Origin of the sequence: Streptomyces sp. NPDC029041 (assembly GCF_040637515.1) — a bacterium.
GTDB lineage: Bacteria > Actinomycetota > Actinomycetes > Streptomycetales > Streptomycetaceae > Streptomyces.
Genome location: NZ_JBEZWO010000004.1, coordinates 295,205 through 321,565 on the forward strand (window position 1 = coordinate 295,205; position 26,361 = coordinate 321,565).

Genomic DNA, 26,361 nt, shown 5'->3' on the forward strand with positions numbered 1-26,361 from the left:
GCACCCGGCCCTCGCGGCACGGACCGCCGAGGTCACGTCGGCCGCCCCGGCCGGACCCGGCACGCAGCCGGGCCGTCGGCGTTCAGCCAGAAGACACGCCCGGCCACCGCCCGAAGCCACCGCCACCCCCCGTCCCGCAAAGGCCTGCCCCGACGTCCGAGCACCCGGCCCTCGCGGCACGGACCGCCGAGGTCACGTCGGCCGCCCCGGCCGGACCCGGCACGCAGCCGGGCCGTCGGCGTTCAGCCAGAAGACACGCCCGGCCACCGCCCGAAGCCACCGCCACCCCCCGTCCCGCAAAGGCCTGCCCCCCGACGGCCGCGCACCCGGCCCTCGCGGCACGGACCGCCGAGGTCACGTCGGCCGCCCCGGCCGGACCCGGCACGCAGCCGGGCCGTCGGCGTTCAGCCAGGGGACACGTCCGGCCCCACCCCCGAAACCACCGCCACCCGGAGCCCATGACGAGGTGTCGCACCCGGGTCACACGGCCGGCCGCACCCGCTACCCTCGCCCCGTGACCAGCCACCCCGCCTTTCCTCCGCCCTCGGGCGCCCGCGCCTACCCCCTGCGCACCTCACGCGGCGAGTTCGCCGTCGTCGACTCGTCGCCGAAGCCGGGTGCGGAGGTCAGGGGAGTCGTCCTGATGTTGCCCGGGTTCACCGGGAGCAAGGAGGACTTCAGGCTGCTCCACGAGCCGCTCGCGGAGCGGGGGTACCGGCTCGTCGCCGTGGACGGGCGGGGACAGCACGAGTCGGAGGGGCCTTCGGACGACGAGTCGGCCTACGGCCAGCGGGAGCTGGCGCGGGACGTGCTCGCACAGGCCGAGGCTCTGGGCGGAGCCGTGCACCTCGTGGGCCACTCGCTCGGCGGGCAGATCGCCCGTGCGGCCGTGCTGCTCGACCACTCCCCCTTCGTCTCGTTGACCCTGGTCTCGTCCGGCCCGGCGGAGATCTCCGTCTCCCAGCAGCAGCGCGTGAAGCTGCTGCGGGACGCCCTCGCCGTCATGTCGATGGCGGAGGTGTGGGAGGCCATCCAGGCCATGGGCCCGCCGGAGGAGGTCGGCGGACCTGCCCGGGGCCTCGGTGACCAGGACCAGTTGCGCCGCCGCTGGCTTGGCCACAGCCCTGCCCAACTGCTCGCGACGGGGCGTCAGCTGTGCACCGAGCCGGACCGTGTGGCCGAACTCGCCGCGGTCCCCCTGCCGTTCCACGTACTGTCGGGCGCGCACGACGACACCTGGCCGGTGGCGATCCTCGACGACATGGCACTGCGGCTGGACGCACACCGCACGGTCATCACGGGAGCCGAGCACTCCCCCAACGCCGACCGGCCGCTGCCGACGGCCCACGCCCTCGCCGACTTCTGGGACGGTCCAGGGCAGGGCCGGTTCCGGGCAGGTCCGGGGACGGCCTAGTACTGCGACCGCAGGTGCTCCCAGAACCCGTCCCGCAGCGCCCGTCGCAGATCCGCCTGGCCGCGCAGCGAGTACTGCAGCAGGCCCTCCGCCTCCACGAGCAGGTCCTGGTCGACCGAGCCGGGCAGGTAGGGGTGCCCGGGCAGCAGCTCGACCAGCGCGTCCCGGCCGCGGGCCGCCAGCCACTTCGCCGCGATCTGCGCGCCCACGAACCGCACGTTCTCGCGGGTGGGCCGCTCCCCCGTCGTCTCCTGGGCGGCGGCCGTACGCCGGGAGACGTAGGGCTTGAAGAAGTCGAGGTCGAGGGTGCGCTGGCTGTCGACCTCCCACAGCAGGGGCTCCGCCTGGTTGCGGCCCTCCGGCGCCTCGATGCCCCAGAGGTGGACCCGGGCGCCGTACCCCTGGGCCGCCTCGACGGCCGAGACCAGGTCCTCGTCGCCGCCGAGCAGGGCCGCGTCGCTGATGGCCCGGTGCCGGGCGAGGGACTCCAGGTCGGAGCGGATGAGTGAGTCGACGCCCTTCTGCTGGTTGTTGGCGTTGAGGTTGCCGAGCCGCACCTTGACGTCCGGCAGTTCCGCGATGGTCTGCTGTTCGGCCGTGTGGATCCGGCGCCGGGCACCGTCGTACCAGTAGACCCGCAGCAGCCGGCTGTCCGCGAAGATCGTGCGGGCCCTGTCGATGAGCGCGTCGATCAGGCCCTCGGCGTCCACGTCGAAGGCGCGGCGGTCCTCCGTACCGGCGACGAGGCGGCCGGCGGCGGCGTACAGATACCCGGCATCGACGAAGATCGCGTGGGTCGAGGGCGTCTTCGCCACCTCGGCGAGCATGCGCTGGAGCAGCTCGTTGGTGCGGTCGATGCGGGCACTGAGGGCCGCGAGGTCGTCGTTCATCGCCTCCATTGTCCCGGCGGTCACGCTGCGAACACAACCGGTCCCGGTCGGTCCCGTAACGACACTCTTACGACTCAGTAATTAGCTGTTCGAAAAATTTCCTTAGCGTAGGGAATGTTTCACCCACGCGTCCCCGTTGACTCATACGGAACACCGAGTAGTTCTCCTCAGGAGGATGACCAGACGAAGGGAGAAGCCCTTGCGCTTCGAAATCATGCGACTCGACGACGTCGACGGCACACCTGTGGACTCGACCGTTGTGGACGCCGCCTCCGTCAACCGCATCGTTCAGCAGGCGGCCGCCATCGGGCAGCGCCTGTGGATCCGCCCGGCCGAGACCACGGCCTCATAACGCGCGCAGCTCTCCCGCACCGCGGAGCCCCCGCCGGCATCGGCCGTGCGGGGGCTCCGCTGTTGCGGACACACCTGGTCGGGGGCGTACTGGCCTGAGGGGGACGGTGCGAACCAGAACAGGACGGTGGGACATGTCGGTGACGGACCAGGCGCACAAGGAACTGCACCAGCAGGCCGCCGCCGAGGCGGCGCGGCGCTATGAGGACTCCACCGCGGAGCGCGAGCGGGTCGAGGGCCGGCTGGCGGCCGGGGTGCGCTTCCCGGACTCCCCCGACGCCCTGGCCGTCCGCGCCGACCGGATCCTCGACCGGGGCGGCCTGTCGCCCTCGGCGGTGGTGGCCGACATCCACCGCGAGGCCATGGACCTGCCCGACGCCAACGAGCGGATCATCGACCTGTCCAACGAGCTCCAGGCCTGGAGCTTCCTGCCGCGCGGGGTGCGGGCCGGGGCCACGGTCGCCCGGATCACCCTGCGGCGAGGCGGCCGCGAGCTGCCGCACGGCACCGGCTTCCTGGTCTCGCCGCGGCTGCTGATGACCAACCACCACGTCCTGCCCGACGAGGGCTTCGCGCGGACCTGCTTCGTGGAGTTCAACGCCCAGGTCACGGCGGACAACCTGCCCGACACCGTCGTCCGGATGGAGCTCGACCCGCAGACCTTCTTCGCCGCGGACCGACGGCTCGACTTCGCCCTCGTGGCGCTGGCGCCCACCGCGGACGGCCCCGCGCCGGGCGAGATCTTCGGCTGGAACCGGCTGAGCGTGCAGACCGGCAAGCTGGTGCTCGGCGAGAAGGTGAACATCATCGGCCACCCCTCGGGGCGGCTGAAGGAGATCGCGCTGCGCGACAACGCGGTGCTGGTCCGCCTCGACGACTTCGTGCACTACACGACCGACACCGAACCGGGGAACTCCGGCTCCCCCGTCTTCAACGACCAGTGGGAGGTCGTGGCGCTGCACCACAGCGGCGTACCGAAGAAGGACGACCGGGGACGCGTCCTGCGCAAGGACGGCCGGCCCTGGCAGCAGGGCGACGGTGACGACGCCATCGAGTGGGTCGCCAACGAAGGCGTCCGGATCAGCTCGATCCTCAAGCACCTGGCGGGGCTGGACCTCGACCCGGGGCGGCGCGCCCTGCTGGCCGAGATGGGCCCGGACGCCGGCCTGGGCCAGGCCTTGACCCCGGCGTCGGCCCTCCCCACAGGCGCCCCCGGGGCACCGCCCGAGAGGACGACCGCGGTACCGGGCGTCACGACCCGGCCCGCCCCCGGCCTTCCGGTGACGGTCCCCACGGCCGAGAGCGAGACCGAGCGACCCAGGGTCGGGCTCCGGGCCCGCAGTAGTGCCTTCGACGGCAGTCGTCATCTGGTCTTCCTGCACGGCCGGGACCAGCACGAGAAGTACCCCGACGAACTCCGCCTGTCCTGGACGGCCGGGCTGAACCGCGGTCTCACCCTCGCGTCCCTGCCCACGCTCGACCCGCAGGACGTGTGGTTCCCGTTCTACGGCACGAGACTGCACGGCCTCGTGAGCGGCCGGGAGAGCACGGCCGAGCCCATCGGTCTCGACCGGGTGAGCGCCGCCGCTGCCGCCGAGGTCTTCGCCGCGGAATCACCCACGGGCTCCTACGAGCGGCTGCTCTACGAGGCGGCCGCCCGGGCCGGCATGCCGCAGAACGGTCCGGCGGCCACCGAGGGCTTCGGTGCGGGCCTGGTCGGGGCACTGCACCGGCCGCTGAGCTGGCTCGCCGCCCGGTCGGACCTGGACGAGTGGACGATCGCCACGTTCCTGCGCGACGTCGACCTGTACCTCGGCGACAGCGCCGTGCGGCAGGCGGTGCTGGACAGCGTGATGGAGACGATGCCGACCAGCGGCGAGCTGGTGCTGGTCACGCACAGCCTGGGCACGGTCGTGGGCATGGACCTGCTGACCCGGATCCCCGACAGCCTGGACCCCGTGCTGCTGGTCACCGCGGGAAGCCCGCTCGGCCTGGACGGCGTCAACGAGCGGCTGCTCACCCGCGGCCCGCACCAGCCGCCCAGGGTGCGCAACTGGGTGAACGTCTGGTGCCCCACCGACGCGGTGGCCATCGGCTGCCCCCTGGAGGACGAACGGTGGGGAAAGCTCGACCAACTGGCCGTCCCCAACGGCCGCGAGCGTGCGCACAAGATGGAGGAGTACCTCGGCCACCCCGGTCCGGCCCGGGAGATCCGCAGCGTACTGCCCCGGTAGCCCGGAAGCGGGCCCTCAGCTCCCCTGGATCACCTGCGTGACGCCGTTGATGATCTGCTGCACGGCGATCGCGGAGAGCATCATGCCGGCCAGGCGGGTCACCAGGACCACACCGCCGTCCTTGATGATCCGGATGATCACCAGCGAGTAGCGCATCACCAGCCACAGCACGACGTGGATGGCGAGGATGGCCGCCCACACGGACACCTGCGTGGCGACGCTGTGGGCCTTCTGCACGGCGAGGATGACCGACACGATCGCTCCGGGTCCGGCCAGCAGCGGCATGCCCAGGGGCACCAGGGCGACGTTGACGTCCTTGGTCTGCTTGGGCTCGTCGGTCTTGCCGGTGAGCAGGTCCAGCGCGATCAGGAGGAGCAGCAGGCCGCCCGCGATCATCAGCGCCGGCACGGACACGTGCAGGTAGTCGAGGATCTGGTGGCCGAGCAGTCCGAACACGGTGATCACCCCGGCGGCGACGCAGACGGCCTGGAAGGCCATCCGCTTCTGCACCTTGCCGGGCCGGCCCGCGGTGAGGGCGAGGAAGATCGGTGTGATCCCCGGGGGATCCATGATGACGAAGAGGGTCAGGAACAGGGAGCCGAAGACGGCGAGGTCGAACATGAGTGAGCCTTGCGCAGGGGGCCGCCGCCGGGCGGGCGTCACGCGGGGCGGGACGCGGGGCTCAGCGGGCAGCGCCGGGTGAGAAAAGAGGAAACGGACCCGCGCAGGAAGCGGGCCTACGGAAAAGGGGCTACAGAACGGGGCTGGAGAAGGGAACCTCAGACGACCCCGCCGGCCCCCGGCACGGGAAACGCCCCGAAGGCCCGCCGCGTGATCTCCCCGTACACCTCGGGATCCGTCGTGTACTCCCCGAGCACGCAGGTCTTACGGCTGCCGTGGTAGTCCGAGGACCCGGTCACGAGCAGCCCGAGCTCCTTGGCCAGGCCGCGCAGCCGCGCCCGCGTGTCCGCGTCGTGGTCCATGTGGTCGACCTCGACGCCGTCCAGCCCGGCCGCGGCCATCTCGGCGATGGCGGCCTCCGGCACCGTGCGCCCCCGCTTGCTCGCCCCGGGATGCGCGAACACCGCCACCCCGCCCGCGCCCTTGATCAGGCGGATGGCCTCGAAGGGGTCGGTCTCGTGCTTCTCCACGAAGACCCGGCCGCCGTCGGCCAGCCAGTCCTGCGTGAAGGCGTCGTTCACGGTCGGCACGACGCCGAGCTCGACGAGCGCGCTCGCCACGTGCGGGCGCCCGACGGACCCGTCGCCGGCGATCCGTGCCACCTGCTCCCACGTCACCGGCACGCCCAGCTCCTGAAGCTTGGCGATCATGCCCCGGGCGCGCGGTACCCGGTCGTCCCGGACCAGCTCCCGCTCGGCGAGCAGCGCCGGCTCCTCGGCATCGAAGAGGTAGGCCAGCATGTGCATGCTGATGCCGTCGATCCGGCAGGAGAGCTCGGCGCCGGTCACCAGCGTGACGCCCTCGGGCAGCGCGGCGATCGCCTCGGCATGCCCGCGCGTGGTGTCGTGATCGGTGAGCGCGACGACGTCGAGCCCGGCCACAGCGGCTTTCCGCACCAGCTCGGCGGGCGAGTCCGTGCCGTCGGAAGCGGTGGAGTGGGTGTGCAGATCGATACGCACGACACGGACTCCAGACACAGACGACACGAACAGGGCTGCTCAAGGATAACCGCATTTTCAACGCCCGATGTCACACCTGAACCCGGCAAGCGCCCCCTACATCAACGCCCACGAAGGGGCGCGGGGGACTGCGCGACCGGCCACATCGCATCCGCAGCCGCCGACGCCCCCGAACTCTCACCCCCGTAGGCGCTACGGCTGAAGCAAGCGCGGCGACAGCGCGCCACACGGCACCAGCTCCACCTCGGCCCCCGCCTCGCGGAGATCCGCCAGCACCAGTTCGTCGTACATCAGCAGACCGGACTGCTCGGGCCAGACCACGGCCCACAGCCACATCCCGAGCGCCTCTCCCGCGAACACCGCCCGGTCGCCCGGCGCCCCGGCCACGTGCCAGAGCGGCGTGGGGCGCCCGGCCGCCAGCACCTTGGCCTGCGGCGGCTTCTCGACGTTCATGTGCGGCCCCGGGTCGGGACCGTCCATGCCCGCGTAGCGCGCTCCGAGCCCGACGCCGAGCTCCTCGGCCACCAGGATCAGCTCGCCCATGCCGCCGAGCGGCCCGGGCCCCGTACAGGCCACGGCGGTCGCGCGTCCGCCGGTGCGGTCGTCCCCCGCGCAGGCCACCCCCGTGAACAGCCACCCCACCGGCAGCGGCCAGGGCATCCACAGCGGCACCCGGGTGCGGTGCACCACGACGTTGAGGGCGTCGACGCTGGGCGGTATCACGGGCTGCACCGGATGAACGGTGCCGTGCACATCGCACTGCCACGAGTCGGAGAAGAGGCCGGGAGCCCTGACCCGGCCACCGCACTTCGGGCAACTGGGTTCGCCCCTCATAGGGCCCCACGGTCCTACCCGCGCCGCGCCGCGTCAAGGACGATCACCCATCCGGACGGAACCCTTCACCACCCGCACTAGGTGCAGCTTGCATCAATTAGCTTCGCTAACTTAGTATGTGTATATACCAACTATCTCGTCTCGGGAAAGGGAGCAAGCAATGGACCCCTTCGACGCCGGAGCGGGCGGCCTCCTGAAGCAGCCCAAGTCCGTGTGGGCGACCGCCGGGGCCTCGGTCGTCGCCTTCATGGGCATCGGGCTCGTCGACCCGATCCTGCCGTCCATCGCCCAGGGCCTCGACGCCACGGCCGGCCAGGTCTCCCTGCTCTTCACCTCGTACTTCCTCATCACCGCTGTCGCGATGCTGGTGACCGGCTTCGTCTCCAGCCGGATCGGCGGCAAGAAGACACTGCTGCTCGGCCTCGCGTTCGTCGTGGTGTTCGCCGGGCTCGCCGGCACCTCCGGGTCCGTCGGCGAACTGGTCGGGTACCGGGCCGGATGGGGCCTCGGCAACGCACTGTTCGTCTCCACGGCCCTCGCCGTCATCGTCGGCGCGGCGGCCGGCGGCAGTGCCGCGGCCATCCTGCTCTACGAGTCGGCCCTCGGCCTCGGCATGGCCTGCGGCCCGCTGCTGGGTGCCCTGCTCGGCGACGCCAGCTGGCGCTACCCGTTCTTCGGCACCGCGTTCCTGATGGCCGTCGGCTTTCTGTGCGTCGCGGTCTTCCTGAAGGAACAGCCCACACCGGCCCGCAAGACCTCGCTGCTGGACCCGCTCAATGCCCTCGGGCACGGCGGCCTCGCCTCCGCGGCGGTCTCGGCGTTCTTCTACAACTACACGTTCTTCACCGTGCTGGCCTTCACGCCGTTCGTGCTGAACATGAGCCCCTACCGGTCCGGAGCGGTCTTCTTCGCCTGGGGCGTGCTGCTCGCCGTCTTCTCGGTGATCGTCGCCCCGCGGCTCCAGAAGCGGTTCGGCTCACTGAAGGTGCTCGGCGGTTCGCTGGTCCTGCTCGCGGCCGACGTCCTCGTGCTCGGCTACGGCTCGCACGCCACCGCCGTCGTCTGCACGATCCTGTCCGGCGCCTTCATCGGCGTGAACAACACCGTCTACACCGAGCTGGCCCTCGGCGTCTCGGACGCGCCCCGGCCGGTGGCGAGCGCGGGCTACAACTTCGTGCGCTGGTTCGCCGCGGCGGCCGCCCCCTACTTCGCGCCGAAGATCGAGGAGTGGACCGACCTCCACATCCCCTTCGTGGTCGCGGCGGTCACCGCGGTCGTCGGCGCGGCCGTGGTCGTCGTACGCCGCAAGGCCCTCACGAACGAAGCAGAGGAGCAGGAGCCGCAGCACGCGACCGAGGACGGCGTCTCCGTCTTCGCCAACTGACGTGAAGCAGCCGGAGTTTGGTGAGCTTCCTCACTCCAGCGGGACGGACTTCCGGGACGGATCCCGGAGGTCCGTCCCCTGGTTCAGCCACCTCTCCTGGAGTGCCTGCGCGCCGTGCACGCGCTTCCAGGCGGCCTCGTTCGGGGTCATCGGCAGCAGCGGCAGGAACCGCACGGGGTCGAGGGGCTCGTCGAGCTCCAGATCCTCGACCAGACCGCCCGGCTCGGCGACCAGGACCGAGGTGAAGGGGGCGCCCGGCCACAGCGGCTCACCGACGTCGAGGGACGCACCGGGAGCCACCACCAGACCCTCCACCTGCGGAGACGCAGCGAGGACGGCGAGCGGCCGGAGCACCTTGTCGGTGTCGGCGAGACCGGAACGGACCGACAGGACCAGCTCGGCACGCGGCCCCTTGACCGGGTCGGCGACCACCGCCGTGGGGTCCGTCATGGGGTGCGCGGACATGCCGAGCGAGGCGTAGCGGGCGATGCCGCCCTCCTGGAAGCGGAGCACCTCGATGCGGTCCGTGCCGAGGAAGGTGACCGCCGCGCGCGCGTCCGGTTCACCCAGCGCGCTGCGCAACCGGGCTTCGACCAGAGGGAGAACATCTGCCATGCGGCGAGCATAGAACTCGTCAGTAGCGGGCAAAGCAGCACCTTGACAGTTGCGTCGGCTGCTACTCTTGCCCGGTGGTTCGGGGCAGCACGCAGAAGCGTCGCGATCAAGCCCCGACGCCGAAGGAACTCCCTTACGAGGGACCGGCCGGAGGAGGTGGGGCTGCAATGGATCGAAGTCGACCGTGCAGTAGCACCACGCTCTTCGCGCCGCCGATGTAGCTGCTTCTGTCCCCGGCTGCCACCTCTCGCACTCGCTTCACCGCGGAAGAGCGCTTCGTTTCGCTTTGCCTGATCTGCCTCAGTAGCTGAATCAGTGACGAAACCGGCCACCGCGACGATGCGGTGCTCCCCGCTTTGTGGACGTGCGAAACATCTGTCGTCACAACGTCCTCATTCCGGGTAGTTCCACCCGTCGCCGGCGCCGTTCGTCGCCCGCCCGCGAAGGAGCCCGCCATGTCGATGATCCGCGACCTGCGCGCCGCTGTCCGCCCGTCCCGTGTGTCGCTGCGCAAGGAGGGCGGGACCTACGACGCCACCCGCAGCCCCGCCGCGGCCTCGGCCGTCGTGGACTGCGCCGTCTACCGGGACGGCCGCCGTGTCGAGACCGAGACCGCTCTGACCCCCCATGAGGCGGTGCGCCTGGCGCGCCGCGACGGGGGTTTCGTGTGGATCGGCCTGCACGAGCCGACCGAGGCCGAATTCTCCGGTATCGCCGGTGAGTTCGGGCTGCACCCGCTGGCCGTGGAGGACGCCGTCCAGGCCCACCAGCGGCCCAAGCTGGAGCGCTACGACGACTCCCTGTTCACGGTGTTCAAGACCATCCACTACGTCGAGCACGACCAGCTCGACGCCAACAGCGAGGTCGTCGAGTCCGGCGAGGTCATGTGCTTCACCGGACGGGACTTCTTCATCACCGTCCGGCACGGCGGGCAGGGGTCCCTGCGGGCTCTGCGGCACCGCCTCCAGGACGACCCGGAGCTGCTCGCCAAGGGTCCCTCGGCCGTGCTGCACGCCATCGCGGACCACGTCGTCGACGGGTACATCGCCGTCGCCGACGCGGTGCAGGACGACATCGACGAGGTGGAGACCGAGGTGTTCTCCCCGGGGCGCAAGGGCGCACCGCGCGGTTCGGACGCCGGCCGGATCTACCAACTCAAGCGCGAGGTACTGGAGTTCAAGCGGGCCGTGTCGCCGCTGCTGCGGCCCATGCAGCTGCTGAGCGAGCGGCCGATGCGGCTGGTCGACCCGGACATCCAGAAGTACTTCCGCGATGTGGCCGACCACCTGGCCCGCGTCCAGGAGCAGGTCCTCGGCTTCGACGAGCTGCTCAACTCCATCCTCCAGGCCAATCTGGCGCAGGCGTCCGTCGCCCAGAACGAGGACATGCGGAAGATCACCTCCTGGGCCGCGATCATCGCCGTGCCGACCATGGTGTGCGGCGTGTACGGCATGAACTTCGACCACATGCCGGAGCTGCACTGGCGCTACGGCTATCCGGCGATCATGGGCGTCACGGTGGTCATCTGTCTCGGCATCCACCGGACGCTGAAGCGGAACGGATGGCTGTGAGCGGCCTGGTTAGGCTGGGCCCATGACAAGCGAGCTGCTCGACCAGGCCCTCGTCGAGGAGGCCACCAAGAAGTCCGGCCTCGTGTGGGTCCAGGGCCCCGACGGCCCGGCGCGTGCGCTGTGGCACGTGTGGCACGAGGGTGCCGCGTGCCTGGTCGGCGACGGGCCGGGCGAGCAGCCGCTGCCGGGCCTCGCCGACGGCGCCGAGGCGGAGGTGACGGTCCGCAGCAAGGACAAGGGCGGCCGGCTGGCCACCTGGACGGCGCGGGTCACGGAGCTCGCCCCGGGCTCCGAGGCGTGGGACGCGGCGGTCGCCGAGCTCAAGGGCAAGCGGCTGAACGCACCGGACGGCGAGGCCATGACCGACCGCTGGGCCCGCGAGTGCAGGGTGCTGCGCCTGGAACCGACGGGGGCGACGGCGCCCCTGCCCGACGGCTCGCTGTCCGAGCCTCCCCTGCCGTCCCCGGCGATCACCCGCCGGCCGGTCCCGGCGGGGCTGCACCGCCTGCTGCTGAGGAAGCGCAAACGGACCTGACGGCCTACGACGAGGGCAGCTGCCTGCCGTAGTCCACCGTCTCGTTCTTCTCCGGCTCCCTGAGGGAGAAGTCCTCGCCCCAGGCGGAGAACGTGAGGGTGCCCGCCCCGCCGGCCCGTTCCAGGCGCAGCGGGTACGGCTTGCCCTCCAGCGAGACCTCCAGGGTGCCGCCGGAGCCCTTGTCACCGGTGACGCGGATGGTGCGGACGCCCGCCTCCTCGTCGTGGCCGTCCGTCGCGAGCGTCCCGTGCAGGGTCAGCAGACCGTCGAGGAGGAGAGCCTTGTCCGTGAGACCGCTGAACTTCTTGTACGAGGGGTCGCCCTGCGGCACCTTCACGAACTTGCCGTCGAGCTTGGAGGCCGCCGCCGCGTCCGCCTCGCCGCTCCCGCCCCGGCCGCTGCCGTGAGTCCAGAACTCGGCGTCCGCCTTGACGTAGAGCTGCTCGCCGATGCGCAGCAGTTTGAAGGTCGCGCCCTTGGCGGTGACCGAACCGTCGCCGCCGTCGTCCTTCAGCCGCATGTCGAGCGCGTACGTCCGCCCGCCGCTGACGACGTTGCCGTGCACCCGGACCGCGCCGGCGGCCTCGGCGGCCGACCGGGTCTTGCCCTGGATCTTGGCGGCGGGGAGTCTGCCGACCCCGTTGGTGCCCTCGTTCGGATCCTCCGCGCAGCCGGTGAGCACCGTTCCCGTCACGAGCAGGGCGCACGTCGCGCTCGCGAGCGCGGCACGGCGGCCACGGCTCTGGCGAATCGGAGTCACAGGTGGGGCTGCCTCTCTGACGGGAGACCTGAACGGCGTACCGCAGGGTACCGGGGTCGTGCGGGCGGATCGGAGCCAGTCCGTCCGGACCGGCCGCCGACGCGTCACCGATCAGGACGGGCTAGCCTGAAGCCCACCCGAGCGGGCAATTCGGAAGACACAGGCACAAAAACAGCCACAGAAACAGCCACCACGAACCACCCCGCACGAAAAGGAGCCGCGGCCATGGCAGCGGGCGCCCCCCGGATCTTCGTATCGCACCTGCAAGGTGTCGCCGTCTTCGACCCAGCCGGCGACCAGGTGGGGCGGGTGCGCGATCTGGTCGTCATGCTGCGGGTGGGGCAGCGACCGCCGAGGCTGCTCGGCCTCGTCGTCGAACTCGCCACCCGCCGCCGTATCTTCCTGCCGATGACCCGGGTCACCGCCATCCAGTCCGGCCAGATCATCACCACCGGCGTGCTCAACGTCCGGCGTTTCGAGCAGCGTCCCACCGAGCGGCTGGTCTTCGGGGAGCTGCTGGACCGGCGCGTGACGCTCACCGAGACCGGCGAGGAGGTCACGGTCCTCGACCTGTCGGTGCATCAGCTGCCCGCCCGCCGGGAGTGGGAGATCGACCGGGTCTTCGTCCGCAAGGGCAGGAAGGGCAGTGCCTTCCGGCGGGCCAAGGGCGAGGCGCTGACCGTCGAGTGGACCGCCGTCACCGGCTTCTCCCTGGAGGAGCAGGGGCAGGGCGCCGAGAACCTGCTCGCCACCTTCGAGCAACTGCGCCCGGCCGACCTGGCCAACGTCCTGCACCACCTCTCCTCCAAGCGCCGGGCCGAGGTCGCCGCCGCCCTCGACGACGACCGGCTCGCCGACGTCCTGGAGGAGCTGCCGGAGGACGACCAGATCGAGATCCTCGGCAAGCTGAAGGAGGAACGCGCCGCCGACGTCCTGGAGGCCATGGACCCGGACGACGCGGCCGACCTGCTGGGCGAGCTGCCCACGGACGAGCAGGAGCGGCTGCTGAGCCTGATGCAGCCCGGCGACGCGGCCGACATGCGGCGCCTGATGTCGTACGAGGACCGCACGGCGGGCGGTCTCATGACCACCGAGCCGATCGTGCTGCGTCCGGACGCCACCGTCGCCGACGCCCTCGCCCGCGTCCGCAACCGCGACCTCTCCCCCGCTCTGGCCGCCCAGGTCTACGTCTGCCGGCCCCCGGACGAGACGCCGACCGGGAAGTACCTGGGCACGGTCCACTTCCAGCGCCTGCTGCGGGAGCCACCGCCGTCCCTGGTCAGCTCGATCGTGGACACCGATCTCCAGCCGCTCGACCCCGAGGCGGAGCTGCCCGCCATCGCCGGGTTCTTCGCCACGTACGACATGGTCGCGGCGCCCGTGGTCGACGAGGCCGGATCGCTGCTGGGCGCGGTGACCGTGGACGACGTGCTGGACCACATGCTTCCGGAGGACTGGCGGGAGCAGGAGTTCCACCTGGACGAGGAGGTGGCGACCGATGGTTCCTGACCGCGAGAGCCCGCGCGAACGCACGCCGGCGGGCGCCACGGCCGCCTCCCGGCCCCGCACCACCCGCCTCGACCAGCCGCTGCCGCGCCGGCGCCGGTTCCTGCCCGAGTACGACCCGGAGGCCTTCGGCAGGCTGTCGGAGCGCATCGCGCGCTTCCTGGGCACCGGGCGGTTCATCGTCTGGATGACGGTCGTCATCATCCTGTGGGTGGTCTGGAACAGCCTCGCCCCGGGCCACCTGCGCTTCGACGAGTACCCGTTCATCTTCCTGACGCTAATGCTGTCCCTCCAGGCCTCCTACGCCGCCCCGCTGATCCTGCTCGCGCAGAACCGGCAGGACGACCGGGACCGGGTCAACCTGGAGCAGGACCGCAAGCAGAACGAGCGGTCGATCGCCGACACCGAGTACCTGACGCGCGAGATCGCCGCCCTGCGCATCGGCCTGGGCGAGGTCGCCACCCGCGACTGGATCCGATCGGAGCTGCAGGACATGGTCAAGGAGATGGAGGAGCGGCAGAACGGCCACCGTCACGAGCCCGTCGTATTCCCGGCGGAACGGTCACGCGGACGTGACACAGACGACCGCTGAGACGCTTTCCTACGCACCGGTACGGCGCCGTACCATCGTCCTATGGCTATGGAAGACGCGGTGCGCGAGGCACTGGCGACGGTGAACGACCCCGAGATCCACAAGCCCATCACCGAACTCGGGATGGTCAAGTCGGTGGAGATCGGCGCGGACGGGGCGGTCGCGGTCACCGTGTACCTCACGGTCTCGGGCTGCCCGATGCGGGAGACGATCACGCAACGCGTGACCGACGCGGTCTCCGCCGTCGAGGGCGTCACCCGCGTCGACGTCACGCTCGACGTGATGAGCGACGAGCAGCGCAAGGAGCTGGCGTCCGCCCTGCGCGGCGGCCAGACCGAGCGCGAGGTCCCCTTCGCCAAGCCGGGCAGCCTCACCCGCGTCTACGCGGTCGCCTCCGGCAAGGGCGGCGTCGGCAAGTCCTCGGTGACGGTCAACCTGGCCGCGGCGATGGCGGCCGACGGTCTCAAGGTCGGTGTCGTCGACGCCGACATCTACGGCCACTCCGTGCCGCGCATGCTGGGCGCCGACGGCCGTCCCACCCAGGTCGAGAACATGATCATGCCGCCCTCGGCGAACGGCGTGAAGGTCATCTCCATCGGCATGTTCACCCCGGGCAACGCCCCGGTCGTCTGGCGCGGCCCCATGCTGCACCGCGCCCTGCAGCAGTTCCTGGCGGACGTGTACTGGGGTGACCTGGACGTTCTGCTGCTGGACCTGCCGCCCGGCACCGGCGACATCGCGATCTCCGTCGCGCAGCTGGTCCCGAACGCCGAGATCCTGGTCGTCACGACCCCGCAGCAGGCGGCGGCCGAGGTCGCCGAGCGCGCGGGCTCCATCGCCGTGCAGACCCACCAGAAGATCGTCGGCGTGGTCGAGAACATGTCCGGCCTGCCCTGCCCGCACTGCGACGAGATGGTCGACGTCTTCGGCACGGGCGGCGGCCAACTGGTCGCCGACGGCCTGACCCGCACGACCGGCGCGAACGTCCCGGTCCTCGGCAGCATCCCCATCGACGTCCGCCTGCGCGAGGGCGGCGACGACGGCAAGCCGGTCGTCCTCACGGACCCCGACTCCCCGGCGGGCGCGGCCCTGCGGGCGATCGCGGGCAAGCTGGGCGGTCGCCAGCGCGGCCTGTCGGGCCTGTCGCTCGGTATCACTCCGAGGAACAAGTTCTGAACTGACTCAGGGGCGCGGGGAACCGCGCGACGAGCCACGACGTACCCGCAGCCGCCCCCAGGTCCGAACGCCCCACGGTGAAGGGGCGCCGAAAACCCGGCGCCCCGGGGAGCTCACGCGTACGCGGCGATGTCCTTCACCACGGCGAACCCGAGCCCGTACGCACTCATGCCCCTGCCGTACGCCCCGACATGCACCCCGGCCGACGTGGAACCGGCCAGCACCCAGCCGAACTCCGACTCCCGGTAGTGGAACGGCGTCGGCACCCCGTCCACGGGCAGCGACAGCGTCGACCAGTCGTCCCCGTCCAGGTCGTCCGCCAGCACCCACGCCGTCTCGGTCTGCTGCTCCAGCCAGTCGTCCCGCAGCGCGTGGTCCATCTGCCCCGGCCAGGTGAAGGACAGCAGCCCCACCCCCGCGAGCCACGCCGCCGAGGACACCGAGGTGGCCTCCAGGAGCCCCGTCCCGTCCGCCGTGCGCCGTGAGGGATTCGCCGCCACCGTCACGACGACCGCGAACTTCTCCTTGGCGTCCTGATCGCCCCCGGCCGCATGCTCGTTGCGGATGGTGGGCTCGTCCCCGTGCCCGATCGACCCGTGTTCCACGGCCCCGTCGGCCGTCGTACCCACCTGCATCAGCCGGCGCGGCCCCGTGAAGGCCTCGTCGAGGCCGTACCACGGGAAGGGCGCACGCAGGTAGTCGTCGACCGTACGCCGGGCGAAGGGGGCCTGTTGCCCGCCCTCCGCGGCCGGCGTCTGCGCGACAGCCCGACTCGTCGTCTCCATGTGCCCGGACGCCTCCTCGCTCTAGTCGGACCGGCACGGCCCGCCCCCCTTCGGGCGTACTCGTCACGGTCCGCACAACAACTCGGCAGCATAGCCACACCGCTGCGAGCAGCAGGGAAACCGCCCGGCGCGTGGGCCGCACGGGCGCCTCGTTCAGGCCGTACACAGCCCGACCGGAGTATGAAACGCGTCACTCGCCCGGGGTCTGCGACCTGGCCGTGTCCGTCAGGTGGCGTCGGCGTCGAAGGGCGGCCGGTCGTCCGGGCCGGGCGTCTCGGGCTTCTTCGTCATGTCGATGCGACCACCGGACGGACCGGCGGAACCCGCGGACGGAGAAGCGGAGGAGGTGTCGGAGTCACGGCTGTGGACGGCGTCGGTGACCTCGGCCATCTCCTTCTTCAGGTCGAAGCCGTTGCGGATCTCCTTGAGCCCCAGGTCCTCGTTGTCCAGCTGCTTGCGGATGAACGTCTTGGGGTTGAGGTCCTCGAACTCGAAGTCCTTGAACTCCGGGCCGAGTTCTTCCCGGATGTCGTTCTTGGCGCTCTCCGAGAACTCACGGATCTTCCGGATCGTGCGCGTCACGTCCTGGATGACCTTGGGGAGCTTGTCCGGACCGAAGACGAGCACGGCGAGGACGATGAGCGTCACCAGCTCGAGTGGTCCTATGTCATTGAACACCTGAAGCTCCTAGCGATGTCCTCGGTCCTCGGCCCTCGTGGTCGGTGCGGGTCTTGCCGTGGTCCGGGCCGGATCCACGGTACCCGGCGATCCTGTCCGACCGGTACTGTCCCGGGACCTCCGAGTGCGGGAGGTGTGAGCGCTTTCCCGATTGTTTGCCTTGTGGGTCCGTTGTGCGGCCTGATGGGACGCCATCCCATGGCCCGGGCCTCATGTCTCAGCCATCGGACGATCCGAGGACGAGCGAGACCTCACGGCCCTTGCCGCCGCGCTGGACGGTCAGCTCCAGCCGGTCGCCGGGGCGGTGCGCCCGGGTCTTGACGATCAGCTCCTCGCCGGAGTGCACCCGCACACCGTCGACCTCCGTGATGACGTCGCCCGACTTGATCCCCGCCTTGGCTCCCGGGCCGTCCGCGGTGACGGACGGCCCGCCCTCGCTGCCCTCGGCGGCGACGCGGGCGCCGTCGCCCGTGTAGTCCATGTCGAGGGTGATGCCGATGACCGGGTGGGTGGCCTTCCCGGTGTTGATCAGCTCTTCGGCGACACGTTTGCCCTGGTTGACGGGTATGGCGAAGCCGAGGCCTATCGAACCCGCCCGGGCGCTGTCCTGCGTGGAGCCGCTGTCCGCCGAGCGGATGGCGGAGTTGATGCCGATGACGCGGGCCCGCGCGTCGAGCAGGGGCCCGCCGGAGTTGCCGGGGTTGATGGGTGCGTCGGTCTGCAGCGCGTCGACGTACGACACGTCGCTGCCGTCGCCCTTCTCGCCACCGGCCGTGATGGGCCGCTCCTTGGCGCTGATGATGCCGGAGGTGACCGTGCCGGCCAGGTCGAAGGGGGCGCCGATGGCCACGACCGGGTCGCCGACCTGCACGTTGTCCGAGTTGCCCAGCGGCAGGGGCGTGAGTCCGCTGACGCCCCTCACCTTCACGACGGCGAGGTCGTAGCCGCTGTCCCGGCCGACGACCTCGGCCTTCGCGGTCTGCCCGCCGTTGAACGTCACGGTGATCTCGCCGCCGGATCCGGCGGGCTGCACGACGTGGTTGTTGGTGAGGATGTGCCCTCGGGTGTCGAGCACGAAGCCGGTGCCCGTGCCCTGCTCGCCGGTGCCTCTGACGTGCAGGGTGACGACACTGGGCAGGGCCCGTCCGGCGATCCCGGCCACACTGTCCGCGTCCCGCGCGGAGGCCTCCTTGCCGGCCTGCGGCAACTCGACGGTCCCGATGCCCCCGTTGCGCTCCATGTACGTCCCCACGGCCCCGCCGATGCCCCCGGACACGAGGGCGAGCAGTACGGCGCCGAGTACCAGGGACTTCCTGCCCCGCCTGCGCCGCTGCTCCGTGCTGAGCACGGCGGCGCCGTTCTGCTGGAAGGGCGCCGGTCCGCCGGCCGCACCGGGGGACGCCCAGGGGTCGTAGCGCTGCCAGGGGTCGGAGGCGGGTGCGGCAGAGAGGGCGTGGACCGGCGCGGCCGGCAGGGGCGCGGAAGCAGCGGGAGCACCGGGATGCGGCATCTCGGCCGAGGGAGGAGCGGAGGACGCGTGCTCACCGGTGGCCGGGGCGGACGGTACGCCGTGCGGCTCGGGCGGCGACGGTACGGCCGCGGGGCCCGGCACGGCCGGCTGTCCCGGTATCGCCCCGCCCTGCGCGGGGATCGTCGCCGGGTGCTGGACGGGCGGTGCGGGGGCCCAGGGACCGGGCTCGCCGTAGGGCGGGGTGCTGTACGGGTCGGGGTCGTGCAGCGGCCGGGGAGCGTCCTGCACCGGCTCAGCGGGTGAGACGGAGGCGACGGGACCGCCCTGCCCGGCTTCCCCGGCAACGCCGGCCTCCGCCGCCCCGGGCTGCGCCGCGGTCGGCCGTCCGGCGCTCTCGGCCGGAACCGCCTCGGGGCGCCGCAGCTCGTAGTCGCCGTCCGCGTCGTGCCGGGGCGCGGGACGGGGCAGCTCGAAGTCCCCGTCGGAGCCGGTCGGGCCCGGGGCCGTCACAGGCCCGTGCACACCGCTCTCCGCCGGGTCCTCCGCCCCGATCTGGTCCGTGCCCTCCGGCTCCCCCTCGAGGTCCTGCGGCCGTGGACGGCTCCACCACTTCGCTTTCGTGGGCTTCCCCTCGTTCATGCTCTCCCCACAGCCGCGGCACGGCGCCTCGCGATGGCCGCACTTCCTCGAACCGGCGCCCGGCCTCACCTCGGCCACGGGCGACTACCCCCCGGATTCAATCAGGTTCGCGGGCCGGTGCGCAGAGGCCGTTCAGTGAGCCGTACGCGAGGAAGCCGGGGACGAGGAGGACGGAGTCGGATCCGCGAGGGGCACGGCGAGCAGCGGAGCCCTGATCTCGGGGACCGCGGACCACGAGGTCAGGGCGGCCGGAGTGGCAGCTTCGAGCGGACGTATCAACGGGGACATGACGGCGGCTCCGGCCATCACCGGGGCGGTCAGCGCGTGGAACGCGTGGTGCTGCGCGGCGGACGGCACCCCCGGCATCAGCGGAGCCGATACCTCGGTCGGGGCGGCCGGGGGCCGGCCGAGCATGCTCCCGCCGTGGACCGGCCCGAGCTGCGGGGCCGTCCGGCGGCGCTGCGACTCGGGCGTCGCCGCGCCGGTGCCCTGGGTGCGCATCGGGGTGACCTTGCTCCCCGTGCCCTGGCCACCGCGGGCCTCCGCGTCGGCCGGGGTGCCGGTGGTGACGCCGCCCAGCGCGATGGCCGCCAGAGAGACGGCACCGGCGGCCACGAACGCGATGCGCAGCCGTGGGGACGACCGGTCGCCGTCGTGCCGGCCCACGTCGTGCATGCGGAAGCCCCGCTCCGAGGGCAGACCCCGGTGGCCGGGCAGCGGACCGCCGGCGTCGGAGGGAAGGCCGGGGGTTCCACCCGGGGAGGCGGGCACCACGGGCAGGTGGGGCCGGGACGGGGCGTACCCGAACTCGAACCGCTCCCCGCTCTTCACGCCGAAGGCCCCGGACGATCCGAAGCGTCCGGACAGCCCTCCGGGCAGCGCTCCTCCGCCCGGCGGTGTGATCTCACCGTCCGGGCCGCCGCCCGGTAGTCCCTGCAGGCGGGCCAGGAAACTCTCGGAGGGGGGCGGCGGGGCCGCCTCCGCGAAGACGTTCTTCAGCCGGCGCTGGGCGTCCACCTCCGCCTTGCACTTCGGGCAGGTGGCCACGTGCGCCAGTACGCGCTCACGCGCGTCATGACCGAGCTCTCCGTCCACCAGGGCGGAGAGTCGGTCTCCCAGATGCTGCTCTGCGAGGTGACCCTCGGAGGCTTTCGGCCGAGATCCGCTCACGCGCTCGCGCCCCCTCCTCCCAAGGCGGGAACCCGGGGCACGAAGGAGCGGCGCTCGGCGCGCGCCTCCGGGGAGCGGTGCGCGAGAGCCTTGCGCAGCTGGGAGCGTCCGCGGTGGATCCTGGAGCGGACCGTGCCGAGCTTGACGCCGAGGGTCGCCGCGATCTCCTCGTAGGACAGCCCTTCGATGTCGCACAGGACGACCGCGGCGCGGAACTCGGGGGCGAGGGTGTCGAGGGCCTGCTGGACGTCCGCGTCGAAGTGCGCGTCGTTGAAGATCTGCTGGGGCGTGGGCTCCTTGCTGGGCAGGCGCTCGGCCGCGTCCTCGCCGAGCGCGTCGAAGCGGATGCGCTGCTTGCGGCGGACCATGTCCAGGAAGAGGTTCGTGGTGATGCGGTGCAGCCAGCCCTCGAAGGTGCCCGGCGTGTAGGTCGACAGGGAGCGGAAGACGCGGACGAAGACCTCCTGCGTGAGGTCCTCCGCGTCGTGCTGGTTGCCGGTCAGACGGTAGGCGAGCCGGTAGACCCGGCCGCTGTGCGTGCTGACGATCTCCTCCCACGTGGGCGGAGTCCACGCCTGCCCGTCCGCGTCGGTGGTGAAGGTCGCGGTCTGGGCGAAGTCAGCGGCGTGACTGTGGTCAGCAGCGGTGTCGTTCACAGATGTCGGCCTGCCTGCCGGTCCGCGGAAGCGCCGGAACACTCCTCCGCGATCCACAGGCGCAGCCGCACCTCCCCTGTCAGCTCTGGTGGTGTCCAGTGGAGCCCCTACCATAGCCACCTCGCCCGTTAGGACCGGATAAGTGGTTTTACGAGAGTTTGATCTGGGCTGATACGCCTCGTACTGCTGCGTCGGCCCTTGCTCGGCGTCCTGATCCACTGCCCGTCCCCCCGTCCCGGCCCGCGCCGCTCGCTCATCCCTTTAAACGACCGGTCCCATCTGCGGGTTCCCGTGCCCAACGGATACAGTCACGCCCAGGCATTCACGGGGACAGGAGAGGGTCATTACCGGCAACCGGCAGACGAGCTGGGCGTTCGCCGACGCCTATGTCGCCGAGGACGAAACACTGCACTGGGCCCGGGACCGGGCCCGCGAGGCAGGGTTGCGCTCGGTGACGCCCGGCACGGGCGCCGCGCTGCGGTTGCTGGCCGCGTCGGTCGACGCCAAAGCCGTCGCGGAGATCGGGACCGGCTGCGGGGTCTCCGGGATCCACCTCCTGCACGGTATGCGGCCGGACGGTGTCCTGACGACCGTGGACCCCGAGCCGGAGCACCAGCAGTTCGCCCGTCAGGCCTTCCGCGCCTGCGGCTTCGCCAGCAACAGGGCCCGCTTCATCCCGGGACGCGCCCTGGACGTGCTGCCCCGCCTCGCTGACGCCGGTTACGACCTGGTCTTCTGCGACGGCGACCGCCTGGAGGTCATGGACTACCTCGCCGAATCGTTGCGTCTGCTGCGCACCGGCGGGCTGGTCGTCTTCGAGGGCGCCTTCGCGAACGGCCGGACGGTGGACTCCGGGCCGCAGCCCACGGAGGTGCTGCGGCTGCGGGAGCTGCTGCGCGCGGTGCGCGAGAGCCAGGAGCTGGTGCCGTCACTGCTGCCGGTGGGCGACGGGCTGCTGTGCGCGGTGAAACGCTAGCCGGGTCGCACGTTAGCCGGAGCGGGAGCCGGGGCAGGCGAGTGTCATCGGCCGGAAAACAGCCGCCCCGGCACCGAGGTGATGCCGGGGCAACTGAAAGGGTATGGTCGCTTGCGCGTCAGCCGACGACCTTCTTGAGGGCGTCGCCGAGCGCGTCGGCCTCGTCCGGGGTCAGCTCGACGACGAGCCGACCGCCGCCTTCGAGCGGAACGCGCATGACGATGCCCCGCCCCTCCTTGGTCACCTCGAGCGGGCCATCACCCGTTCGCGGCTTCATGGCCGCCATGCTCGTTCCCCTTCCTGAAACCCAGCTCATCGCCAAAGCCGACGGCCCCTGAGAAGGGCACACGTGCGGTCCTTGTGGCAGGACACGCGACACCGGCATCGAACACATTGCTTCCAAGCCATTATCCCGCATCTCAGGACCCGATGACCAACATCGGTCGGCATCGCTTGGGCAACGCACGCGAGCAAAACCACTCAATTCGGCGATGAGACTGCGATACTCCGCCACCGCACGCACTTCCGCCGAACCGATCCGGACAAGAATTGTTTGACGCAGGTCACACGTCCGGTCCGGTTACCGGCCCGCGATCTCCGTCATGCTGTCCTGCAGACCCGGGGCGTACCGGCCGGTACGTCCCCGTTCCGCGACCCGGAGGGGATACGCCATGCCCGACACCGTGCTCTACGAGGTGAGCGACGGACTCGCGACGATCACGCTGAACCGCCCGGAGGCGATGAACGCGCTGAACGTGGAGACCAAGGTCGCCCTGCGGGAGGCGGTCGAGTCGGCGGCGGGCGACGGTGCCGTGCGGGCGGTCCTGCTGACCGCCGCCGGGGACCGGGCGTTCTGCGTCGGGCAGGACCTCAAGGAGCACATCGGGCTGCTGGTCCAGGACCGGGAGACCGGCTCGGGGCAGACGATGAGCACGGTCCGGGACCACTACAACCCGATCGTGCGGGCGCTGGCCGGGGCGGCGAAGCCGGTCGTCGCCGCGGTGAACGGGGTGGCGGCCGGGGCGGGCTTCGGTTTCGCGCTCGCCGCGGACTACCGGATCGTGGCGGACTCCGCGGCGTTCAACACCTCGTTCGCCGGGGTGGCGCTGACCGCCGACTCGGGGATCTCCTGGACGCTGCCGCGGGTGATCGGTCCGGGCCGCGCCGCCGACCTGCTGCTCTTCCCGCGGAGCATCAGCGCGCAGGAGGCGTACGAGCTGGGCATCGCCAACCGGCTGGTGCCGTCCGCCGAGCTGCGCGCGGAGGCCGAGAAGGTGGCGCGGGCGCTGGCCGAGGGTCCGACGGTGGCGTACGCGGCGCTGAAGGAGTCGGTGGCGTACGGGCTGACGCACTCCCTTGAGGAGGCCCTGGAGAAGGAGGACGAGCTCCAGACCCGGGCCGGCTCCTCCGAGGATCACGCGATCGCGGTGCAGGCCTTCGTCAACAAGGAGAAGCCGAAGTATCTGGGGCGGTGAGCCCGGGGCGGCAGCGCCGTCGACGGCTGCGGGCGTGTGGGGGCCGGTCGCGCCGTTCCGCGCCCCTTACGGGGCGCTTCTGGCGACGCAGGTCTCCAGGTGATCGTCGACCAGACCGCACGCCTGCATCAATGCGTACGCCGTCGTCGGGCCGACGAAGCGCAGGCCCCGCTTCTTCAGGGCCTTGGACAGGGCCGTCGACCCGGGGGTGACCGGCGGCACGTCGGACAGGGTCTTCGGGGCCGGGCGGCCGGCCGGGTCGGGGGCGTGGGACCAGATCAGTTCGTCCAGCTCGCCCGGGGCCCATTCGGCCAGCGCACGGGCGTTGGCGAGGGTCGCGTCGATCTTGGCCCGGTTGCGGATGATGCCCGCGTCGGCCAGGAGGCGCTCGCGGTCCTCCTCGGTGAAGGCGGCCACCGACGCGATCTTGAAGTCGGCGAAGGCGGCACGGAAGCCGGGCCGGCGGCGCAGGATGGTGATCCAGGACAGGCCGGACTGGAAGGCCTCCAGGCTGAGCCGCTCGAAGAGCGCGTCGTCGCCGTGGACGGTGCGGCCCCACTCCTCGTCGTGGTAGGCGACGTACTCCGGGGCGGACAGGGCCCAGGGGCAGCGCAGTGCGCCGTCCGGGCCGGCCAGGGCGGCGCCGTCGCTCACGGCCGGTCCTCCCGCTCCGGCTTGTCCATGGAGACATGGTCCTCCCCGGCGGACACCGGCCCGTGGGCGGCGGACGACCGGGCACCGGCGAGGGCGGACTCCAGGTCGGCGATGCGGGCGTCGCGCTCGGCGAGCTCGGCGCCCAGGCGGCTGAGGGCGTCGTCCACGTCGGCCATGCGGTAACCGCGGGCGGCGAGCGGGAAGCGCAGGCTCTCGACGTCCGCGCGGTCGACCGGCCGGTCCGGGGGCAGCGGGTCCCGCAGCCGCTCGGGGGCGGCCTCGGGCAGCGGGCTGCTCTCACCGCCGCCCACCACGGCGAGCGTCACCGCGCCGACCACGACGGCGAGCGCGACGACCAGGAACAGGAACATAACCATCGCGGGGCCCCCACGGTCGGATGGATCGGACGCTGCGGACGTCCTCCGAGTCGGATGTTGTCAGGCTCCGATCGTGCCATGCGAGTCCGACCGTTAGGGTCGCAGGCGGCGGAAGACGGGACGTATCCAGGAAAGGTCACAGGGGATGCTCAGGCTGGGCAAGCGGGAATTCGGATCACACGAGCCGGTGATCATGGCGATCGTGAACCGCACCCCGGACTCCTTCTACGACCGGGGCGCCACCTTCCGCGACGAGCCGGCCCTCGCGCGCGTGGAACAGGCGGTGGCCGACGGGGCCGCGATCATCGACATCGGCGGGGTCAAGGCCGGGCCGGGCGAGGAGGTCACGGCCGAGGAGGAGGCCCGGCGGACGGTCGGGTTCGTCGCGGAGGTGCGGCGGCGGTTCCCGGACGTGATCATCAGCGTGGACACCTGGCGGGCCGAGGTCGGCGAGGCCGTGTGCGAGGCCGGGGCCGATCTCCTGAACGACGCCTGGGGCGGGGTCGATCCCGGGCTGGCGGAGGTCGCCGCACGCCACCGGGTGGGGCTGGTGTGCACGCACGCGGGCGGGGCCGAGCCGCGGACGCGGCCGCACCGGATCGAGTACGACGACGTCATGGCGGACATCCTGGACGTGACGGTCGGCCTGGCCGAGCGGGCGCTCGCGCTGGGGGTGCCGCGGGAGTCGATCATGATCGATCCGGGGCACGACTTCGGCAAGAACACCCGGCACAGCCTGGAGGCGACGCGGCGGCTGGACGAGATGGTCGCCACGGGGTGGCCGGTGCTGGTGTCGCTGTCCAACAAGGACTTCGTCGGGGAGACGCTGGACCGGCCCGTGAAGGAGCGGGTCGTGGGGACGCTGGCGACGACTGCGGTGTCCGCGTGGCTGGGGGCGCAGGTGTACCGGGTGCACGAGGTCGCGGAGACGCGGCAGGTGCTGGAGATGGTGGCGGCGATCGCGGGGCATCGGGGTCCTGCCGTAGCGCGGCGGGGGTTGGCCTAGCCCGAGTACCAGGGGGCTCCGCCCCCTGGACCCCCGGAACCCACGCCCGCCCGCCGCCCGACACGGTCGGACAGGAAGATGACCTCGAAAGGCTCCTACCGCCCCGCCTCCTTCGACACCAGCGCCACCGCCTCGTCCACGTCGTCCGTCACGTGGAACAGCAGCAGGTCCTTCTCCGCCGCCTTGCCCTGCGCGATCACCGTGTCCCGCAGCCAGTCCACGAGGCCGCCCCAGTACTCCGTGCCGAACAGGACGATCGGGAAGCGGGTCACCTTCTGGGTCTGGACGAGGGTGAGGGCCTCGAAGAGCTCGTCGAGGGTGCCGAGTCCGCCGGGCAGGACGACGAAGCCCTGGGCGTACTTGACGAACATCATCTTCCGCACGAAGAAGTAGCGGAAGTTCAGGCCGATGTCGACGTACGGGTTGAGGCCTTGCTCGAACGGCAGCTCGATGCCGAGGCCGACCGAGATGCCCTTGGCCTCCAGGGCGCCCTTGTTGGCCGCCTCCATCGCGCCCGGACCACCGCCCGTGATGACCGCGAAGCCCGCCTCCACCAGGCCCCGGCCCAGCCGCACGCCCGCCTCGTACTCCGGCGACTCCGCCGGGGTCCGGGCCGAGCCGAACACGCTGATCGCGGGCGGGAGTTCGGCGAGGGTGCCGAAGCCCTCGATGAACTCCGACTGGATGCGCAGCACGCGCCAGGGGTCGGTGTGGACCCAGTCGGAGGGGGCCCGCTCGTCCAGCAGCCGCTGGTCGGTGGTGCTGGCCTGCACCTGGTCCCGCCGCTGGAGGACCGGGCCCAGGCGCTTCTCCTCCGGCGGCTGCTTCTTCCCCTCGGGGTTGCCGGTCGCCATGTGCGCTCCCTCCGTCGTGCCTGTCTTTCCACCTCAGCGTAGATCTACGCGGGTTACGAACGAGGGACGTGAGCATGTCCGCGATGGAGCGGCGTAAACCCGCGGGGCGTCCGGCGGG

At 71.7% G+C, this 26,361-nt stretch carries 27 protein-coding genes; 12 read left to right on the forward strand and 15 right to left on the reverse strand.

Going from position 1 to position 26,361, the window contains the following annotated elements:
* Positions 1-514 precede the first annotated feature (514 nt).
* Positions 515-1,414, forward strand: a complete 900-nt coding sequence (locus tag AB0F04_RS11695; protein ID WP_362040214.1) for an alpha/beta hydrolase — start codon at positions 515-517, stop codon at positions 1,412-1,414.
* Here the strand turns inward: AB0F04_RS11695 and AB0F04_RS11700 are convergent.
* Positions 1,411-2,304 (reverse strand): NYN domain-containing protein, encoded by an 894-nt coding sequence (locus AB0F04_RS11700; protein ID WP_362040217.1) that lies wholly within the window; start codon positions 2,302-2,304, stop codon positions 1,411-1,413. The two genes, AB0F04_RS11695 and AB0F04_RS11700, sit on opposite strands and share 4 nt — an antisense overlap.
* Before the next feature lie 199 nt (positions 2,305-2,503).
* Between AB0F04_RS11700 and AB0F04_RS11705 the strand changes: the two genes are divergently transcribed.
* Both AB0F04_RS11705 and AB0F04_RS11710 read left to right on the forward strand, forming a co-directional pair.
* Positions 2,504-2,656, forward strand: coding sequence for a hypothetical protein (locus tag AB0F04_RS11705; RefSeq protein ID WP_003992775.1), 153 nt, complete (start codon positions 2,504-2,506; stop codon positions 2,654-2,656).
* A gap of 133 nt (positions 2,657-2,789) precedes the next feature.
* Positions 2,790-4,889: a serine protease gene (locus tag AB0F04_RS11710; protein ID WP_362040220.1), complete on the forward strand. Its 2,100-nt coding sequence runs from the start codon at positions 2,790-2,792 to the stop codon at positions 4,887-4,889.
* A 15-nt stretch (positions 4,890-4,904) separates the two neighbouring features.
* Here the strand turns inward: AB0F04_RS11710 and AB0F04_RS11715 are convergent, their stop codons facing one another.
* The 3 genes from AB0F04_RS11715 to AB0F04_RS11725 form a co-directional block, all read right to left on the reverse strand.
* Entirely contained in the window at positions 4,905-5,510 is a 606-nt protein-coding gene (locus tag AB0F04_RS11715; protein WP_053671659.1) for a MarC family protein, read from the reverse strand.
* A 158-nt stretch (positions 5,511-5,668) separates the two neighbouring features.
* Positions 5,669-6,529: a PHP domain-containing protein gene (locus AB0F04_RS11720; RefSeq protein ID WP_362040223.1), complete on the reverse strand. Its 861-nt coding sequence runs from the start codon at positions 6,527-6,529 to the stop codon at positions 5,669-5,671.
* 192 nt (positions 6,530-6,721) lie between these two features.
* Entirely contained in the window at positions 6,722-7,363 is a 642-nt protein-coding gene (locus tag AB0F04_RS11725; protein ID WP_234850136.1) for a DUF6758 family protein, read from the reverse strand.
* A 160-nt stretch (positions 7,364-7,523) separates the two neighbouring features.
* Here AB0F04_RS11725 and AB0F04_RS11730 point away from each other — a divergent pair, with 160 nt between their 5' ends.
* On the forward strand, positions 7,524-8,747 hold the full coding sequence (locus AB0F04_RS11730; protein WP_362040226.1) for an MFS transporter: 1,224 nt from the start codon (positions 7,524-7,526) through the stop codon (positions 8,745-8,747).
* Between the two features lie 30 nt (positions 8,748-8,777).
* Here the strand turns inward: AB0F04_RS11730 and AB0F04_RS11735 are convergent, their stop codons facing one another.
* A complete protein-coding gene (locus AB0F04_RS11735; RefSeq protein ID WP_362040228.1) occupies positions 8,778-9,362 on the reverse strand; it encodes a suppressor of fused domain protein in 585 nt (194 codons plus the stop codon).
* Positions 9,363-9,817: 455 nt separating this feature from the next.
* Here AB0F04_RS11735 and AB0F04_RS11740 point away from each other — a divergent pair, with 455 nt between their 5' ends.
* Together AB0F04_RS11740 and AB0F04_RS11745 are read left to right on the forward strand one after the other, a co-directional pair.
* Positions 9,818-10,933 (forward strand): magnesium and cobalt transport protein CorA, encoded by a 1,116-nt coding sequence (locus AB0F04_RS11740; protein WP_362040231.1) that lies wholly within the window; start codon positions 9,818-9,820, stop codon positions 10,931-10,933.
* 22 nt (positions 10,934-10,955) lie between these two features.
* Positions 10,956-11,468 carry a hypothetical protein gene (locus tag AB0F04_RS11745; RefSeq protein ID WP_362040234.1) on the forward strand — a complete coding sequence of 171 codons (513 nt, stop codon included), beginning with the start codon at positions 10,956-10,958 and terminating at the stop codon, positions 11,466-11,468.
* A gap of 4 nt (positions 11,469-11,472) precedes the next feature.
* Here AB0F04_RS11745 and AB0F04_RS11750 read toward each other — a convergent pair whose 3' ends face one another.
* Positions 11,473-12,228: a hypothetical protein gene (locus AB0F04_RS11750; protein ID WP_362040236.1), complete on the reverse strand. Its 756-nt coding sequence runs from the start codon at positions 12,226-12,228 to the stop codon at positions 11,473-11,475.
* A 225-nt stretch (positions 12,229-12,453) separates the two neighbouring features.
* Here AB0F04_RS11750 and AB0F04_RS11755 point away from each other — a divergent pair, with 225 nt between their 5' ends.
* From AB0F04_RS11755 to AB0F04_RS11765, 3 genes are read left to right on the forward strand one after another with little or no spacing between them, the layout of a single operon-like run.
* Positions 12,454-13,737, forward strand: coding sequence for a CBS domain-containing protein (locus AB0F04_RS11755; protein ID WP_362040239.1), 1,284 nt, complete (start codon positions 12,454-12,456; stop codon positions 13,735-13,737).
* A complete protein-coding gene (locus AB0F04_RS11760; protein WP_362040241.1) occupies positions 13,727-14,326 on the forward strand; it encodes a DUF1003 domain-containing protein in 600 nt (199 codons plus the stop codon). Before AB0F04_RS11755 ends, AB0F04_RS11760 begins: the two co-directional genes overlap by 11 nt.
* A 42-nt stretch (positions 14,327-14,368) precedes the next feature.
* The gene (locus AB0F04_RS11765) at positions 14,369-15,502 is read left to right on the forward strand and encodes an Mrp/NBP35 family ATP-binding protein (RefSeq protein WP_362040243.1); all 1,134 of its coding nucleotides are present in this window, start codon (positions 14,369-14,371) and stop codon (positions 15,500-15,502) included.
* 113 nt (positions 15,503-15,615) lie between these two features.
* Here the strand turns inward: AB0F04_RS11765 and AB0F04_RS11770 are convergent, their stop codons facing one another.
* From AB0F04_RS11770 to sigE, 5 genes are all read right to left on the reverse strand, one after another.
* Entirely contained in the window at positions 15,616-16,287 is a 672-nt protein-coding gene (locus AB0F04_RS11770; protein ID WP_362040246.1) for a hypothetical protein, read from the reverse strand.
* 225 nt (positions 16,288-16,512) lie between these two features.
* On the reverse strand, positions 16,513-16,965 hold the full coding sequence (locus AB0F04_RS11775) for a sec-independent translocase (RefSeq protein WP_362040249.1): 453 nt from the start codon (positions 16,963-16,965) through the stop codon (positions 16,513-16,515).
* A gap of 217 nt (positions 16,966-17,182) precedes the next feature.
* Positions 17,183-19,075, reverse strand: a complete 1,893-nt coding sequence (locus AB0F04_RS11780; protein WP_362040252.1) for a trypsin-like peptidase domain-containing protein — start codon at positions 19,073-19,075, stop codon at positions 17,183-17,185.
* A gap of 132 nt (positions 19,076-19,207) precedes the next feature.
* Entirely contained in the window at positions 19,208-20,245 is a 1,038-nt protein-coding gene (locus AB0F04_RS11785; RefSeq protein WP_362040255.1) for a zf-HC2 domain-containing protein, read from the reverse strand.
* Positions 20,242-20,901 carry an RNA polymerase sigma factor SigE gene (sigE, locus tag AB0F04_RS11790; protein ID WP_362040257.1) on the reverse strand — a complete coding sequence of 220 codons (660 nt, stop codon included), beginning with the start codon at positions 20,899-20,901 and terminating at the stop codon, positions 20,242-20,244. The genes AB0F04_RS11785 and sigE overlap by 4 nt, the downstream gene beginning before the upstream one ends.
* A gap of 277 nt (positions 20,902-21,178) precedes the next feature.
* Here sigE and AB0F04_RS11795 point away from each other — a divergent pair, with 277 nt between their 5' ends.
* Complete coding sequence (locus tag AB0F04_RS11795) at positions 21,179-21,877, forward strand: O-methyltransferase (RefSeq protein ID WP_362040813.1); 699 nt, start codon at positions 21,179-21,181, stop codon at positions 21,875-21,877.
* A gap of 118 nt (positions 21,878-21,995) precedes the next feature.
* Here the strand turns inward: AB0F04_RS11795 and AB0F04_RS11800 are convergent, their stop codons facing one another.
* Positions 21,996-22,163 (reverse strand): DUF3117 domain-containing protein, encoded by a 168-nt coding sequence (locus AB0F04_RS11800; RefSeq protein WP_003966491.1) that lies wholly within the window; start codon positions 22,161-22,163, stop codon positions 21,996-21,998.
* A gap of 385 nt (positions 22,164-22,548) precedes the next feature.
* Between AB0F04_RS11800 and AB0F04_RS11805 the strand changes: the two genes are divergently transcribed.
* Positions 22,549-23,352 carry an enoyl-CoA hydratase-related protein gene (locus tag AB0F04_RS11805; protein ID WP_362040259.1) on the forward strand — a complete coding sequence of 268 codons (804 nt, stop codon included), beginning with the start codon at positions 22,549-22,551 and terminating at the stop codon, positions 23,350-23,352.
* Between the two features lie 66 nt (positions 23,353-23,418).
* Here the strand turns inward: AB0F04_RS11805 and AB0F04_RS11810 are convergent, their stop codons facing one another.
* Both AB0F04_RS11810 and AB0F04_RS11815 read right to left on the reverse strand, forming a co-directional pair.
* The gene (locus AB0F04_RS11810) at positions 23,419-24,006 is read right to left on the reverse strand and encodes a DNA-3-methyladenine glycosylase I (protein WP_362040262.1); all 588 of its coding nucleotides are present in this window, start codon (positions 24,004-24,006) and stop codon (positions 23,419-23,421) included.
* Positions 24,003-24,383 carry a DivIVA domain-containing protein gene (locus AB0F04_RS11815; RefSeq protein WP_362040265.1) on the reverse strand — a complete coding sequence of 127 codons (381 nt, stop codon included), beginning with the start codon at positions 24,381-24,383 and terminating at the stop codon, positions 24,003-24,005. The genes AB0F04_RS11810 and AB0F04_RS11815 overlap by 4 nt, the downstream gene beginning before the upstream one ends.
* Positions 24,384-24,528: 145 nt before the next feature.
* Here AB0F04_RS11815 and folP point away from each other — a divergent pair, with 145 nt between their 5' ends.
* Positions 24,529-25,389, forward strand: coding sequence for a dihydropteroate synthase (gene folP / locus AB0F04_RS11820; RefSeq protein WP_362040268.1), 861 nt, complete (start codon positions 24,529-24,531; stop codon positions 25,387-25,389).
* A 95-nt stretch (positions 25,390-25,484) separates the two neighbouring features.
* On the opposite strand, the gene AB0F04_RS11825 is transcribed toward folP, so the two are convergent.
* Complete coding sequence (locus AB0F04_RS11825) at positions 25,485-26,243, reverse strand: TIGR00730 family Rossman fold protein (RefSeq protein WP_094057422.1); 759 nt, start codon at positions 26,241-26,243, stop codon at positions 25,485-25,487.
* Between the last annotated feature and the right edge of the window lie 118 nt (positions 26,244-26,361).